Raw genomic sequence first — 14,531 nt, forward strand, 5'->3', positions numbered from 1 at the left:
TTGGGTGGTTTGCAACTGTCAAACAGGAGTTGAGACGATGGCGAAAAGGCGTTGGTTTCACGGAATCGCGGCGGCTCTGTTCAGTGCGGCGCTGGCGGCGCAGCCCAGCGGCGGCTTCACGCCGGCGGCGGCATTGGCGGACCAGCCCCCCGCCCTGGGCGAGCCCTTCCACACCCGTTTCCTCGGCCGCGAGATCCGCTTCCCCGGCTTCGACCGCCGCCGTCTCAACGCCTGGACCCTTGGCACCACCATCAACCTCCCCACCCCCGGCGAGCGTGCCGCTGACCCGATCGCTTCCCTGTACCTGTGGCGCCGTCCTGACCCCAGCCACCTCCTCTACGGCAACATTGCCCTGGTTTACAACCATTTGTTCTACGCCAACGCCTTCCGTGACGGTTCGCCTTTCGAATGGGTCACCAGCTTCGAAAGTTATACCCTGCCCAAGCTGCAGCAGGCGGAATTGATCGAGGGCGAGGAGGACGAGGACGGCGAAGTTGAATGGGGATACGTGCGCCCCGGCATCGGCCTTGGCTACCGGCGCCAGGTGGGTCCGGCGATAGACAACATGGCCGCCGCCGACTTGATCGTGGAACCGGGATTGCTTTACTTTGGCGACCACGCCAACCGCTTCAAGCCGCCTAAGGACACCTTCGAACTGCGTTCCCGGCTGCAACTGCGCTGGGACCGGCTGCGCCGCAACCTCCTCAGCCTGCCGGACCGGGGCTTCGCCTTCGGTGCCGACGGGGCATGGGGCTGGCGGGCACGCTGGCGGGATTTCGGCGTGGACAGACGGGAAAACGGTCACCGCCACTACCTGACAGGAAGCGGTTACGCCCTGGCCGCCCTGCCCGTTCCCTTCGCCAGCGGACGCCATCGCCTGATCGCCGCCGTCAACGCCGGCATCACCCACCACCCCGACCGCTTCAACCGCAGCATCACCCGCCGTCTGAGCGGCGGCGTCAACCCCCTGGGGATGGACTTCCACACCACCGGCTTTCCCGTTCTCCCGGGCGCGGCCTACCTGGAATTCTTCCCCCGCCATTATGCCATCGGCTACGGCGAATACCGCTTCGCCCCCACCTTCTTCAGCTTCGTCCACCTCTACGGCGGCGCCGCCCATCTGGACCCTATCCAATACCGCCACGGCAAACGCCAGCGCCACAACACCCTGATGCCCTTCGCTGGCATGCGCCTGAGCACCGGCCTGCCCGGCCGATTGTTACTGGTCGTGGACTACGCCCACAACTTTGGCCTTCAGAGAGGTGGGACGGGGTACGGAAATCAGGTAACGGTATGGGTGGCAGGGATGTTCTAGTTGGGTCCGGGTACGAACGCCAGCCTTAAATTTATCCTTGCGTAGGGTTCCGCTAAAGCACGAAATTTCTATATTGCACCGGGTTGGCGGGAGCAATTCATTTCACCAACCCGACAAGACGGGCGATGAATTCCAGAGCGTTCTGGTTGAGAAAGATGATCGTGAACAGCAGGATCAGGAAGCCCACGATCATCCTTGTGTTGAGCTTAGCCAATTCCTCCTTGGTGGCCAGGGACTCCATCCGGCCTTCGATCCTCGCCAGATCCTCCCGCAGGGAGCTTTCCACTTTGGCCAGATCCTTCCGCAGGGAGCTTTCCACTTTGGCCAGATCCTCCCGCAGGGAGCTTTCCGCTTTTGTCAGCGCATCCTTGGTGGCCAGGGACTCCATCCGGCCTTCGATCCTCGCCAGATCCTCCCGCAGGGAGCTTTCCACTTTAGTCAGCGCATCCTTGGCGGCCAGGGATTCCATCCGGCCTTCGATCCTCGCCAAATCCTCCCGGGTGGCCGTGGCTGCCATTTTCTCCTCAATGGCGCTCATCCTTTCCTTGAGGGCACTGATGTCCTCCCTGATCCGCACTTCAATACTGGCCACCTCGCTCTTGGTGGCCAGCTCGGTGCTCAACCAGACCTTCAGTTCCTCCATGAAGCGCAGCTGCTGCGCCTGAAACCGACTCTCCAAATTGAAAAGCAGGTCATTCAGGGCGTTGATCGCTCTGACCGCTTCTTTCGGCTCCAAATGCGCTTCCAGGAGATGGATAATCTCTTCAGGGATTTTCATATTCCGCATCTTAACCCGCCTGGTTTGATAAGGCCAGAGCTCCAAGTCGGCGCTTTCCCACCGGTCAAATGATTAGTTCGGCATGGGGGCAGAGAGAATCCAGGCATTGTTTGCACAGCGGCTATTCCGATCCTTACCCGTAAACCAAGTGACAAATGATTTCCAGCGCCAATAACCACCCGGGAACAACTCTTATTGAATCTTGCCCCCAGGGGAGCCAGGGGGTGGAGAACGTTCCAGATGAGCGTGACGGGTCGATCCCCGCGGGCGCGGGGGAGCCGCTTTAAGGACACCCTATTACCCACATCTCTCGCCCCTGTAGTAAGATATTGATTTCTTTGGATAGGCGTTGACATGAGCTGGGCTGAACAAGAATTTTTTCCCTGGCGCTGGGCGATGCCCGCCTGAACCGGCGGCTGTGCCGGGTGATAGAAGCGATGGCAAGCGATCCGATGGCGAGCGTTCCCAACGTCTGCGGGGGTGGCTGGGCGGAGACCAAGGCGGCCTACCGGCTGCTGGACAATGCCAGGCTGGATTTTCGGGAGGTGTTGCGGGCCCACAGTGTGCCGACCCTGGAACGGATCCGGCAGCAGTCGCGGGTGCTGTGCCTGCAGGACACCACCGAGCTGGATTATTCCGGGCGGCCGTCGATGGCGGGGTTGGGACGGCTGAATTACGAGCAGCGTCAGGGGTTGTACCTGCATCCGACGCTGGTGATCAGTGAGGCGGGCGTGGCCCTGGGGGTGACCGACTGCTGGCACTGGGCGCGTTTGCCCAAGGGGGAACCGGACCTGGCCGAAAGCCTGCGTTGGGTGGAAGGTTATGAGCGGGTGGCCGAGATGGCCGCCCTGGCGCCCGAGACCCGGCTGGTGTATGTCGCCGACCGCGAAGGTGACCTTCGGGCCCTGATCGACCGGGCCGAACAGCTGGGCTTTGCCGCCGATTACCTGATCCGGGTGCAGCACGACCGTAAGCTCAATGACCCCCTCGATGGCAAACTGCGGGCCGCGGTCGAAGCCCAGCCGGTGTTGGGGACGATCGCCTTTGACCTGCCGGCCGGCGGCAACCGCCCGGCCCGGCAGGTCACACAAACAATCCGGCTCGCCCGGGTCGAACTGAAGACCCGAAGCGGCCCGGGTCCCCAAGTCACCGTCATCCTGGCCCGGGAAGAGGCGCCCCCCGAAGGCCAGGAAGCGGTCGAATGGTGCCTGATCACCAACGAAGAAATCACCACCCTGGAACAGGCCAGAGCGCGCATCGAATGGTACCGCAAACGGTGGTGGATCGAGGTCTACTTCCGCATCCTCAAAAGCGGCTGCCGCATCGAAGCCCTGCAACTTCGCACCCGGGAACGCCTGGAACGGGCCCTGGTGCTGTATCTGATCGTCGCCTGGCGCATCCTGATGCTGATGACGCTCGGGCGGGAACATCCCGAGTGGTGCTGTGAAGTGGTGTTCTCTGTCGAAGAATGGCAGACCGCCTGGGCCATCCACCATCGCACCCCGCCGCCCGCGACGCCGCCGGATTTGGGCACCATCGTCCGCATCGTGGCCGGCTTTGGCGGCTGGCTGGGGCGCAAGAACGATCCCCCGCCCGGTCCCAAAGCCCTGTGGCAGGGCATGACCAAACTGAGCGCCTACGTGGAGGCCGTGACCGCCATCCGGGCGGCCGAGATCAAGTTCCCTCAGAGAAAACGGATAAGACATTGATTCCTATGAGAAGGGGGAAGATACGGGTAATAGGGTGGCTTTAAGGAATCCGCCGCGCCGCCAGCACGCCGGTCGATCCCCGCGGGCGCGGGGGAGCCCCGTACCAGCAGCTCCCGGGTCTTTTTGTCCAAGGTCGATCCCCGCGGGCGCGGGGGAGCCTTTTGCTGTTTTCGTTACTATTTAATAGCGCCGGGTCGATCCCCGCGGGCGCGGGGGAGCCTTTTTCTTGCCTCTTCTCTCGACGGTCTGCGCGGGTCGATCCCCGCGGGCGCGGGGGAGCCTCTTTCACCACGCGCTCACCCCTGACCGGCAACGGTCGATCCCCGCGGGCGCGGGGGAGCCCGTTGGCTGATCGGACGCAACGCGCTGTCTATGGGTCGATCCCCGCGGGCGCGGGGGAGCCGCAATTCGCGACGATACCAGTACATACCACAATGGTCGATCCCCGCGGGCGCGGGGGAGCCACCGGGAACGACGCCGTGGAGGGTCTCAAGGAGGGTCGATCCCCACGGGCGCGGGGGAGCCGCGGCGTCCCGGCATCCGGGGATGTGCTGTACGGGTCGATCCCCGCGGGCGCGGGGGAGCCCATGTAACGAAACGGGCAGGATGGCAGATTTAGGGTCGATCCCCGCGGGCGCGGGGGAGCCGGTCGCTGTCGATATGTTCCGCATGACGTCCAGGGTCGATCCCCGCGGGCGCGGGGGAGCCCGCAGTAAGCCAAATCGTTAAACGCTACTGCGAGGTCGATCCCCGCGGGCGCGGGGGAGCCGTGCCCTGGGCGGCCAGCGTGAATATTTGTGGGGGTCGATCCCCGCGGGCGCGGGGGAGCCGTGTCTGACTCTTTTCGGCGGACTAGTCGCGGCGGTCGATCCCCGCGGGCGCGGGGGAGCCGCGGCCAGCTCCGCAATCGCGTCCCTGCCGGCGGGTCGATCCCCGCGGGCGCGGGGGAGCCGCTATGAGGGCGGGGTACATTGGCTATGCCCCAGGTCGATCCCCGCGGGCGCGGGGGAGCCGAGCAGGAACGGGCCGAACTGGTCCAAAAGCGGGGTCGATCCCCGCGGGCGCGGGGGAGCCGAATAGATCCTTGCAGCAACCTCCCCCTCCTGCGGTCGATCCCCGCGGGCGCGGGGGAGCCCTTCCTCCTCCCGCATGGGGCGAAAGTTTATAGGGTCGATCCCCGCGGGCGCGGGGGAGCCCCGGGGCCGTCCCCGCTTGCCGAGGCGGTACTGGGTCGATCCCCGCGGGCGCGGGGGAGCCCTGCAACGGGCCAATCCGGGGCTTTACGACCTGGGTCGATCCCCGCGGGCGCGGGGGAGCCCCTCGATGTCGGACCAGGTCTGGGTGTAGGCGGGGTCGATCCCCGCGGGCGCGGGGGAGCCCTGACGGAGCTGTCGCACCTGGGGGGCGGACAAGGTCGATCCCCGCGGGCGCGGGGGAGCCGGCATGACCAGGCACAGCCACCACTCCATCAGAGGTCGATCCCCGCGGGCGCGGGGGAGCCCCGGTGCGCTTCAATTTCATCATCGCCGGCCCGGGTCGATCCCCGCGGGCGCGGGGGAGCCAACATGGGATTCCGCGTAATGCTGTTGAGTCTGGGTCGATCCCCGCGGGCGCGGGGGAGCCGATCGTGCTCGCCGCCCGGCAGCGGCAGACGGAGGTCGATCCCCGCGGGCGCGGGGGAGCCTCAGTCTCTGCATGTGTGGTCTTGTGGTCAGGGGTCGATCCCCGCGGGCGCGGGGGAGCCCTGGCCGAGGCCTGGAGCTTCCGCGAGGGTCTGGTCGATCCCCGCGGGCGCGGGGGAGCCCCGGTATAGACTGGTCCCATTCAGACAGTACGAGGTCGATCCCCGCGGGCGCGGGGGAGCCGTTCACCATAATACTGACCAAAGAATGCGGATGGGTCGATCCCCGCGGGCGCGGGGGAGCCAGGGCGGCCGCGGTTTGTTCCACTTGTTCCACAGGTCGATCCCCGCGGGCGCGGGGGAGCCGTTTCACCATGACCGCTACCGGCACTTATGCAAGGTCGATCCCCGCGGGCGCGGGGGAGCCCGGCATACCACGGTGGAACAGGTGATTTCGAACGGTCGATCCCCGCGGGCGCGGGGGAGCCACTATCCAATGGATGATGCATCCGGCAATATCGGGTCGATCCCCGCGGGCGCGGGGGAGCCTCATGGCCTTAAGCGCTTGAAAATATAACCCAAATTTTTAAAAAGCCCCAGGTCATCGACTTAACTGATTGATTTTCCAGGTCTTCTGCTCAGGACGATGCCATCGAGCATCACCAAGTCAATCGGCGGCAGCCCCAAAACCCGCACCGACTGTCCACCGGGGACTTGGCTGTCCTGCCAGATCTGAATGACGGATGCTTCCTCCTCATACCGGAACCACTCCGTCAGGACAGCCCATATCCGGTCCCGGACCGCAGGAGACTGTTTGGGTGCGCTGTAAACACCAGGGGCCAGCTCTAGCATCGAGGAGGCCAGAAACCCACGAACACGGTCGGAAACGTTACGGGTTACCACCACGGTCATCGACATGGAGCAACTCCTTGACCCGGTCGATCATGGCCGGGATCAGCTTGTGTTTCTTGAACCATTTGGCCGCCTCGTAACGGATCTCGCGCTCCAGGGAAAGCTCCGGGTTCCCGGCCACCCGGGCGGTGACGGAGAAGGCCAGGGGCAAGGTGATTTCCACCCGCCACATGTCGGCGACGTCCAGGGTGAAGGCATTGCTGGAATCCTCATGGATGAAACCCAGCGGCGGCAATGCCCCTACCATGGCGATGGCAATGTCGGCGGCCGCCTCGACGAAGGTGGCGGCATGGTTGATCGCCTGATTGGGCGGATCAGCCGCTTCCGGATTCTCGCGATCGTAGTGGCGTCCTTTCCACTTGACCCCGTAGCGGTCGGCGATGATCCGATAGGCTTTCTTCAGGCGTCCGCCCTCGATTCCCCGCAGGACGGCAATATCCTTGTGGGGCAACACCTTACCGAAACGGAAGGCGTACATGCGCCGCGCCACGTCCAGACGTTTGCTCTTGTCCGCCCACAATCGGGCGTGGGCACGGGCGATGTCGGAACGCCCCTGCCCCATCGGTGGGGCGGTGTAAAACTTGACTCCGCCTTCACCCACCGCAGCCAACAGGGTGCCGTGCCGGGCCAGAATGCGCAGGGCATCGTGCGTGATGCTGGTTCCGGGACCGAGCAGAATCATCGAGATGGTCTGATAGGGGATGGCGTAATCCCCGGGAGCGATATCGTCGCTGCCGGCGGCAAGAAAATGCAGGGTGCCATCATCCACATAGAGGTTCCCCCGCGTCAGCCACAACAGGCCGTGGCGGTCGGCATGGGGAATCCGCGATTCGGCCAGTCCCAGGCGGCCGGGGAACAAGGTCGTCCTGCTCATGCCGGTGGCTTCACCAGCACCATGCCGTAGCCGAAGGCCCGGTGGCGCCCCACTCCCCGGGCGAGCAGTCCGGTGAAGGCATCGGGATCGGCCACGGTCAGACTTCCCCGGATCAGGGCCTGGGGCCGCAGCAAGGCCGATTTTTTCCGGCGTTGGCCGTGGCTTTTGCGCAATTGGCGGACCAGCCGGAAACCCTCGAGGCGCAACTCCGTCACCTCGGCGGCGCCGTCCCGCTCAAGCCGGGCGCGGGCCCAGTCACAATAGACCTGGTCCCGCTGGATTTCGCCGCCACTGTCGGCATGGACCAGGAACAGATCCTTTTCGATTCCGGTCGCCGATTTGCGTCCCACCGGACAGCAAAGCACCTCAAAACCCAGCCTTTGCCCAGCCCGCCAGGCCGGCAGCGGTTTGCCGGCGATGGCCTGGGGCGGACAGGCTTCAAACGTCAAGGGATCGGCAAACCCTTGCAGCTGCAGGCGTAAGGCTTCGGCATCGTGACGGCTGTAAGCCAGAATGCGCCCGGGCATTCCGCGCCCGTCCAAAAGGCGCCACGGTTGGGGCGCCAGGTCGGCGAAGGCGGCGCGCAGCCAGGCATGGATGCCGTAGCCGAAATCTCCGTCGTTGCCGCTCCCCAGCCTCTGCCCATACAGGAAGCGCATCAACCGCCGAGGGTCCGGCCGCAGCTCGACCATGAACAGCTGACTCATGACTCCCCATCCCCGATCAGGCCGTCGACCCGCTGCCGGCTTCCCGCCGGCAGCTGGTTGGCCCAGTCGCGCAGATCGTACACCCGGCGGATTTCGCCGCACGCCCCGGCTTCCGCCTCCGGCGGCCAGCAGGCTTCCCGCTTTCCCGCCTGCGCCACTGGACATCCCTGCCGGTCCCATACCGGCACGCGCCTGAGAATCTCAAGCAGGCTTTCCCCTTCCGCCACCGGCATTTCGGGATCGAGCAGGGGCCGGGCCGGCAGGCAGGTCTTGCGCCCCAGGAACAGGGGGCGGGCGGGCCGGCGCAGGGCCGCAAGCACGGCGTCCAGATCCGGCGCGTCAGCGCCGGTCAGGGTCAGGACGCAGGTCATCAAGCCGTCGGCCCAGTAATGGCGGTAGCGCTGGTGGATACCGAAGCGGGCATCCTGGCCGCCGGCGCGGTGCTCGGGCCAGCCGCGGGTGGTCCAACCGGGATGGCGCATCTTCCCCTGCCCCAGATCGACGGTGTGGTAATCGACAATGGGCTGGGGCCGAACGTCCCACCGGGCCGCGAACCGGATGCGGTCCTGCAGCCGCTGCAGCAGGCCGAAGTCCCCGTGGCGCCACCCCAGGGCGTTGGCGATGAGTCCGGTCAGCATCGCCGTCCCTGGAAAACGGTCGATGAAGCCGTGCTGGTCCACCATCACGGTGCCGAAACTCAGCAGGGGTGCGTCCAGGCGCAGCACCAGGGCTTTCATGCCCCGCCTCCGAACACCGCTTCCAGCGCCCCATCGATGGCCTGCGGCAGCGGCAGCGCCGGTTCCTGCTCCCGGGGCCAGGGATGGAGGGAGGAAAGAAAGCGGCGTTCGCCATTGCCGCCGTACATGCCCTCGAGGCGATTGAGGTAATCGGCCATGGCCGCCGCCGACTGGGCGATGGGATGCTGCTGCCGGGAGAGCCGCACCGGGTCGAGAAAGGCGTTGGCCAGGCTGCGGGGCTGGGCATCCCCTGCCTCCAGCAGCACACACTCGGCGTGGGCATAGGGGGCGGTGGCGCCCAGTTTGGCCCCCGGGGTCACCTGGGTGATGGCCTGGACCAGCCGCTCGAGCAGACGGCGGGCGTCGCTGTGATCCTGCCCACGCCATTCTTCCCGCTCGCAGCCGGTCAGATTGGAAACCAGCAGGGGTACGTCCACCGCGACATAGCCGTAAAAGATACCCGCCCCCAGCTCCATGTCGTTGGCGTGGGCGGCACCGGTTTCCTCGTCGCATGCCAGATCGTCCACCACGGTGAAGAAATCCACCTCGGTCTGGAGGGCGTGGGTGGTGAAGGCGTGGGCCACATGCACCGGGGCATCGACCCGAGCGAGCACGTCGGAGGTGACAAAACGCCCGAACAGGGCGCCCTCGAAACCGGCAGCCGGATCTTTCAGGCCCGCTTCACGCAGCAGGGCCTGGAAGTTCTTTTTTCCTTCCCTGATCTTCTGGTCGAGAAAGGCTTTGGGATCTTGCTGCGCTGCCGCCTCTTTCAGCAAGGCAAGCAGATACTCTGCCTCCGGCTGGCCGAACAGGACCGGCTGCTTCATTTCCAGGGTTTCCTTGTCGAGCGCGTCCTTCTCTCCCGCTGCGGTCAGAATTCCCTTGGCCAGATGCAGGATCAGTTCATGGGCCTGTTCCTCGTCCATCCCCGCCTCCATCAGCCTGGGTTTCAAAATCCGGCTGAAGAAATGGCGGGAGCGGAACCCCCGGGGAAGATCGGTCTGCTTCAGGAGCCATTCGCGCCAGTGGCGCTTCTGGCACTGGCTGGAAACCCGCAACCGGGGGGCGCCGCCGAAGGGGATGCGCTTGGCGAGGCCGGCATCGTCACGGTTGAGCAGGCTGGCATGATAACTGGTGAGGTAATGGATCTGCAGAAACATGGGGATCATTCTCCTTCAGCGGTCTTTCAATGGTCGAGGGCAAGATAGAAATCCCTGGCGATGCGCCGGTGAACGGTCTCGCGCTTCTCGGCGTCGCGGGTCAGCAGCAGGCGGGCGCCGTCGCACCAGTCGCAGGGCAGGGTCTTGGAACCCAGGAAACGGGCGGCCCGCAACAGCAGCAGACGGCGGGTGTTGCCCTCCGAAGCCAGCAGCCGTTCCAGCCGCGCCTCGCTGTAGCCGGACTCGCCCAGCACCCGGCCCAGGGATTGCCTGGGCCGGTGGGCATGGGGCGCCATCAGGGCGATGCCGGCCACCAGGGTCTTCCAGTCTTCCAGATTCCGTTCCCAGTCCTCCGGCAGATGGCGCAGGGCGAAACGGTAAAAGGCCAGCGGCGGCGGATGACCCGGCGCCATCCGCCTCAGGGCGGCGCGCTCGCCGGTGTCGAACCGGTCACTGCCGATCACGCCGGCAATGTGGCCGATCACGCCGGGCAAAGAGGCTTCAATCGTGGGTTCCAGTTGCACGGGTGTTCTCCTCCTTCAATTGCTGGAATGTCCTGAACAGGGCGCCGAAAAACGTATTTTCCGCCCGCACCAGGGACCGGTAATGGCGCCCGTCGTGCTGGGGCATGGCCTGTTCCGCCTCGCGCAGCACGGTCAGGGCGTGATCACACAACCGCTTTACCCATTGGTTCAGGGCGGCTTCCGGTTGGTCCGGGTCGGGCACGTCCCAGAGCCAGGGGAAATAATCCCCGCTCCACAGGGCATCGAAGCGGCGCTGGCAGCGCAACCACCAGGCCGCGGCGGAATCGCGGTCGAACTGCAGCTTCTCCGGCGCCCCTTCGATGAAGGCGAAGATTGCCGGTTTGAGCACTTGGCTTTGCATTTTGCCGGCATACTCGATGCCGGTACGGCTGAGGCGGGCCAGGGGATCGCGCCTTTCCCGGGGACCGAAAAGGCGCGGACGCACCTCGGCCGGGATCAGGATCCGGCGCTCGCGGAAACCGTCGGTGGTTCCCTGCCCCCGCACCAGCACCGACACCGACAGCCAGACCGGGCCTTTCCTGCCCGGCAACGGCCGCTGCAGGACGGTCAGCTCCAGATCATCCTCGAACACCAGCCGGCGCAGCAAGTCCGGTGTCAGTCCCTGGGGAGAAACGGTCAGCGCTTTGACACCCGCCTTGTCGTCGCTCAGATCAACCGGCAGCCAGGCATCGCCGACCACCCCTTTCAATTTCTCGGCGGCGATCCGGTTTTTTTCCGAAGGAACCGATTCGGCATGGATGATCGTATTCTCTTCCCCTCTCAGCCGCACCCGGCGGCAGATTTCGACATAGAAGGGATCGAGCCGGGACAGTTCGAGCATCTGCCGGCCATCCCAGGGTTCGAGCCAGACCAGCGCCAGCCCTTCGGGATCGTAGCCCCACTCCCCCTGCAGGACATTCGCACGATGCGCTTGCAGCCTGATGACGGCGTCCTGCCAGCGCCCGCCTGGAGTGTGCCGGTGCACCAGTTCGACGATGGAGCGGTTTCCGAAACCACCGTTCATGCGGGAGATGCCCGGATTGCCCCGACCATAATAGCCGCTCATGGTCTGCAGGCTGACCAGGGCATAGATCCATTCATCCAACTGGGGGTGGGCGGCACGGGATTGCTTGAGATCATGATTCTTGGCTGTGGGCAGCAGATCCAGGGCATCGGGCGTGGAAGCAGCCGGTTTCAGACGGGCATGGTCGGCCTGGGGCAGAGGCGGCTGCATGAAGGCCGGCCGGGCGGGGTCGTCCACCACCAGACGCCAGGCATCCTCGTCTCCTTCCGCCAGCATCAAAAGCCCGCTGCGCCAGTAGGCTTCGTCCTGCACCGGGTCTTCATCCCCGCGCCGGGCCAAAATGGTGGCGGCAAGACAGCAGAGGAAAACATGGAAGGCATCCTCCTGATGGCGCTGGATGCCGGGGAGGTTCATCACCTCCTCCCGCCCCAGGGCGGCCAGCAGGGCGGGCAGGGACATTCGGGTCATTCCCTCGAAAGTCCGCACCCGCAGCAGGGGATCGTCGAGCAGATTCACGTTTCTACCTCCAGTCCGAAGCGGGAATAAACATAGTGGCGGTCATTCTTTAGCATAGATCGATCCCGGCAGCACAGGCGCACCCTTCCATCCCGGATCTCTTCCACGGTGACGATCTCATCCGGCTCCCCGGGCGCCATGTGGGCAGGAATCAGCACCTCGTCCACCGTCTGACCGAAAGGACTGGTGAAAGGCCGGTCAACGGGCAGCTGCCAGCTGCCGGCACCCAGGCGCACCGCCACTTTGCCACCGGATTCGTTGAACTGGAAGTCACCAAAAAGGCAATCGAACGGCACCGTCACCTGGCCGGCGGCGATGGCCTTGGCCAATTCCTCACCTTCGATTGCCTGACCATGCCCCTGCCACTGATCTCCCTGCAACTGTGCCAGGGATCGGGGATTGGTGGCCTGCTCCACCAGCCGCCGGTTGTCCCGGGGGATTTCGACCCGGGGCTGCCGCGCCAGGAAGCGGCGGGTCATCTCCAGGCTGCGCAGGTCCACATAGACGCTGCCGTGCCCCAGCCCCTTGTAGGCGGCGGCGACCCGGCCCTTTTCGTCCAGGGCTGCCTCCAGGGATTCCTCCGGCACCAGGATATGGCAGCGGGGATGGTCGAAACCGGTGGGCCGCAGGCGCGGATGGCGGTGCAGTCTGCCGACCCGCTGCAGCAGCACATCGGCGGGCGCCAGATCGGTCACCAGCCAGTCAGCGTCGATGTCGAGGCTCTGTTCCAGGGTCTGGGTACCGATCAGCAGCACCGGACCGGCCTCCCCTTCCCTGCCGAAACGCCGGCTGACGGCGGCATCGAGCACCACTCGGTCGGCTGGGGCGAAACGGCCGTGATGGGGACAGACCACCCCGTGACAGCGAAACAGCCAGTCCGGTTCCAGCTGCGTCTCCAGGGCCCGGAGCAGGACGTTGGCCCGCGCCACGGTATTGAGCACCACCAATACCCGGGCGCCGGCTCCCAGCGCCTTGCCGATCTCCGGCGCCAGCGCCTCCGGCTGGAAGGCCAGCGGGACTTCGGTGAAAACGACCGCTTTGCCCGCCTCGCTGGATTCGGCCGGATGCATGGTGCCGTCCGCCAGTGTCAGTGCCGGATAGGGCTGAGCCTGGGCGACGTCAGGTTCCGGCGGTTCGGCCTTCCTGCCTGGCCTGCCTGCCGCCACCGCCAGATAACGCGCCCGGGCCGAGGCACCCAGGGTGGCGGAGAGCAGCATCGCGTGGCCACCGATGCGAAGGTGGTGGTCGAGCAGATGCTCCAGCAGGCGGCCCATGTAGATGTCGGAGGCATGGACCTCGTCCACCACCAGCAGGCTGCGGTCGAGGCAGGCCGAGCGCAGGTGGGCATGGGACGTCTGGACCACGGAAAGCAAAGCCTGGTCGATGGTGCCCACCGCCACCATGGCGGCGAGAAAACGTTTGGGATGCTCCGCCGCCCACAGGTGTTCCCAATGGCGGAGTTTGGGGTCATCCTGCCACAGATTGGCCGTCTGTTCGTCGGGCAGTACCTGTGCAGGCGCCGCTCCGTCCACCCGGGCGTAGCCGGGAACTGCCAGGAGCGTCACCGGCCGTCGCTCCGGATCGGGAAACCAGCGTTGCAGGGTGTGCCAGACCCGCAGGTAAAGCTCACGGGCGGCCACCCGGGTCGGCAGGGCGAAATAGAGGCTGTCCACCTTGCCGGCCGCGAACAGCTTGAAGAACCAGTCGAGGGCCGCCTCGGTCTTGCCGGAACCGGTCTCCGACTCTGCGATGACCAGGCGGTTGTTCCGTTCCTCCGGATCCAGCCCATCGATGAGCGCCTGCAGGGGACGGGGCGGGAAACCGAAACGCGCCTGGAACGAAGTAGGACCACGGGCGAGCACCGGGCGCAGGGTGGAGACGTCCAGCCCCACCGCCCGCAGCAGTTTGGGGACCACCGTTTCATCCGCATGCCAGCGTTGCGCCACTTTGGTGTGGACGATGGGGAACCAGCTGGGATGGGAACCGAGCCAGTCGGCCAGCATCACCAGGCCGGCAAACAGATGGTGGAAGCGGTCCTGTGACGGCAACGGCAGGCGGCCGGCCTCAAACGCCTCCGGGAAGACACGCCGGCACCAGGTCATGATGTCGGCGACCGCCCGCATGGGATCCCGACCTTCCCTGGGCTGCCAGAACCTGTCCGCCAACGCCAGAAAGCCGGTCTTTTCCCCCTTGAAACACAAGGGTCTGCCGTGATGGGACCAGCTGGCCAGCAGCAGACTTTCCAGCACGATACCCTCCTCGACCCAGCCAAGCAGGACATCCGCCTCTATTGCTTCGGCAAAGCGTTCGTTCAGCACTTCGTCCTCGAACAGGATCTCCAGCTCGCGGATATGACCGGCTTGGGGTGCCTTGGGATCGAACACCTTGAATTGGAAGCCCAGATTGGCCTTGCCCACGTCGTGCAGGGCCGCCAGCACTGCCAGCCGGTCCAGTTCGACCTCGGTCAGAGGCCGGCCTGCCGCATGTTCCAGCGCACGGCGGACTCCCGGCAACGCCACCAGATGGCGAAAGACAATTGCAACATCAATGCAGTGAGCCGTAAGCGGCAAACAGCTTGGGCCATTGGGGTCGTATTTTCCCCAAAAGACACACTCGGAAGACCGCATGATCGATATCTCCACAAGAAAACTTCA

General features: G+C 65.4%; 11 protein-coding genes and 1 CRISPR repeat array. Of the genes, 2 read left to right on the plus strand and 9 right to left on the minus strand.

The window, feature by feature from the left end; all coding sequences use genetic code 11:
* Positions 1 to 37: 37 nt before the first annotated feature.
* On the plus strand, positions 38 to 1,315 hold the full coding sequence (locus tag MCIT9_RS11315) for a hypothetical protein (protein ID WP_317704988.1): 1,278 nt from the start codon (positions 38 to 40) through the stop codon (positions 1,313 to 1,315).
* A gap of 97 nt (positions 1,316 to 1,412) precedes the next feature.
* Here MCIT9_RS11315 and MCIT9_RS11320 read toward each other — a convergent pair whose 3' ends face one another.
* Positions 1,413 to 2,051 (minus strand): hypothetical protein, encoded by a 639-nt coding sequence (locus MCIT9_RS11320; RefSeq protein WP_317704989.1) that lies wholly within the window; start codon positions 2,049 to 2,051, stop codon positions 1,413 to 1,415.
* 431 nt (positions 2,052 to 2,482) lie between these two features.
* On the opposite strand from MCIT9_RS11320, the gene MCIT9_RS11325 reads away from it, so the two are divergent.
* On the plus strand, positions 2,483 to 3,802 hold the full coding sequence (locus MCIT9_RS11325; protein WP_317706681.1) for an IS4 family transposase: 1,320 nt from the start codon (positions 2,483 to 2,485) through the stop codon (positions 3,800 to 3,802).
* Between the two features lie 70 nt (positions 3,803 to 3,872).
* Positions 3,873 to 5,972: a CRISPR direct-repeat array (repeat unit 28 nt; unit sequence GGTCGATCCCCGCGGGCGCGGGGGAGCC).
* 60 nt (positions 5,973 to 6,032) lie between these two features.
* On the opposite strand, the gene cas2e is transcribed toward MCIT9_RS11325, so the two are convergent.
* The 8 genes from cas2e to cas3 are packed head-to-tail and all read right to left on the minus strand — an operon-like array spanning position 6,033 to position 14,504.
* Complete coding sequence (cas2e, locus tag MCIT9_RS11330; RefSeq protein ID WP_317704990.1) at positions 6,033 to 6,341, minus strand: type I-E CRISPR-associated endoribonuclease Cas2e; 309 nt, start codon at positions 6,339 to 6,341, stop codon at positions 6,033 to 6,035.
* Positions 6,313 to 7,209, minus strand: coding sequence for a type I-E CRISPR-associated endonuclease Cas1e (cas1e, locus tag MCIT9_RS11335; RefSeq protein ID WP_317704991.1), 897 nt, complete (start codon positions 7,207 to 7,209; stop codon positions 6,313 to 6,315). The genes cas2e and cas1e overlap by 29 nt, the downstream gene beginning before the upstream one ends.
* Complete coding sequence (locus MCIT9_RS11340; protein WP_317704992.1) at positions 7,206 to 7,916, minus strand: type I-E CRISPR-associated protein Cas6/Cse3/CasE; 711 nt, start codon at positions 7,914 to 7,916, stop codon at positions 7,206 to 7,208. The genes cas1e and MCIT9_RS11340 overlap by 4 nt, the downstream gene beginning before the upstream one ends.
* Positions 7,913 to 8,653 (minus strand): type I-E CRISPR-associated protein Cas5/CasD, encoded by a 741-nt coding sequence (gene cas5e / locus MCIT9_RS11345; protein ID WP_317704993.1) that lies wholly within the window; start codon positions 8,651 to 8,653, stop codon positions 7,913 to 7,915. Before cas5e ends, MCIT9_RS11340 begins: the two co-directional genes overlap by 4 nt.
* Positions 8,650 to 9,813, minus strand: a complete 1,164-nt coding sequence (gene cas7e, locus MCIT9_RS11350) for a type I-E CRISPR-associated protein Cas7/Cse4/CasC (protein WP_317704994.1) — start codon at positions 9,811 to 9,813, stop codon at positions 8,650 to 8,652. Before cas7e ends, cas5e begins: the two co-directional genes overlap by 4 nt.
* Before the next feature lie 26 nt (positions 9,814 to 9,839).
* A complete protein-coding gene (casB, locus tag MCIT9_RS11355) occupies positions 9,840 to 10,337 on the minus strand; it encodes a type I-E CRISPR-associated protein Cse2/CasB (protein ID WP_317704995.1) in 498 nt (165 codons plus the stop codon).
* Entirely contained in the window at positions 10,315 to 11,877 is a 1,563-nt protein-coding gene (gene casA, locus MCIT9_RS11360; protein WP_317704996.1) for a type I-E CRISPR-associated protein Cse1/CasA, read from the minus strand. Before casA ends, casB begins: the two co-directional genes overlap by 23 nt.
* Positions 11,874 to 14,504 carry a CRISPR-associated helicase Cas3' gene (gene cas3, locus MCIT9_RS11365; protein ID WP_317704997.1) on the minus strand — a complete coding sequence of 877 codons (2,631 nt, stop codon included), beginning with the start codon at positions 14,502 to 14,504 and terminating at the stop codon, positions 11,874 to 11,876. Before cas3 ends, casA begins: the two co-directional genes overlap by 4 nt.
* Positions 14,505 to 14,531: the final 27 nt, after the last annotated feature.

It is taken from the genome of Methylomarinovum caldicuralii (assembly GCF_033126985.1).
Lineage (GTDB): Bacteria > Pseudomonadota > Gammaproteobacteria > Methylococcales > Methylothermaceae > Methylohalobius > Methylohalobius caldicuralii.

Excerpts from the sequence above, each read along its gene's own strand:
- cas1e (WP_317704991.1), bottom strand. The coding sequence starts at position 7,209 with ATGAGCAGGACGACCTTGTTCCCCGGCCGCCTGGGACTGGCCGAATCG.
- cas2e (WP_317704990.1), bottom strand. The coding sequence starts at position 6,341 with ATGTCGATGACCGTGGTGGTAACCCGTAACGTTTCCGACCGTGTTCGT.
- MCIT9_RS11340 (WP_317704992.1), bottom strand. The coding sequence starts at position 7,916 with ATGAGTCAGCTGTTCATGGTCGAGCTGCGGCCGGACCCTCGGCGGTTG.
- MCIT9_RS11315 (WP_317704988.1), top strand. The coding sequence starts at position 38 with ATGGCGAAAAGGCGTTGGTTTCACGGAATCGCGGCGGCTCTGTTCAGT.
- cas7e (WP_317704994.1), bottom strand. The coding sequence starts at position 9,813 with ATGTTTCTGCAGATCCATTACCTCACCAGTTATCATGCCAGCCTGCTC.
- cas3 (WP_317704997.1), bottom strand. The coding sequence starts at position 14,504 with ATGCGGTCTTCCGAGTGTGTCTTTTGGGGAAAATACGACCCCAATGGC.
- cas5e (WP_317704993.1), bottom strand. The coding sequence starts at position 8,653 with ATGAAAGCCCTGGTGCTGCGCCTGGACGCACCCCTGCTGAGTTTCGGC.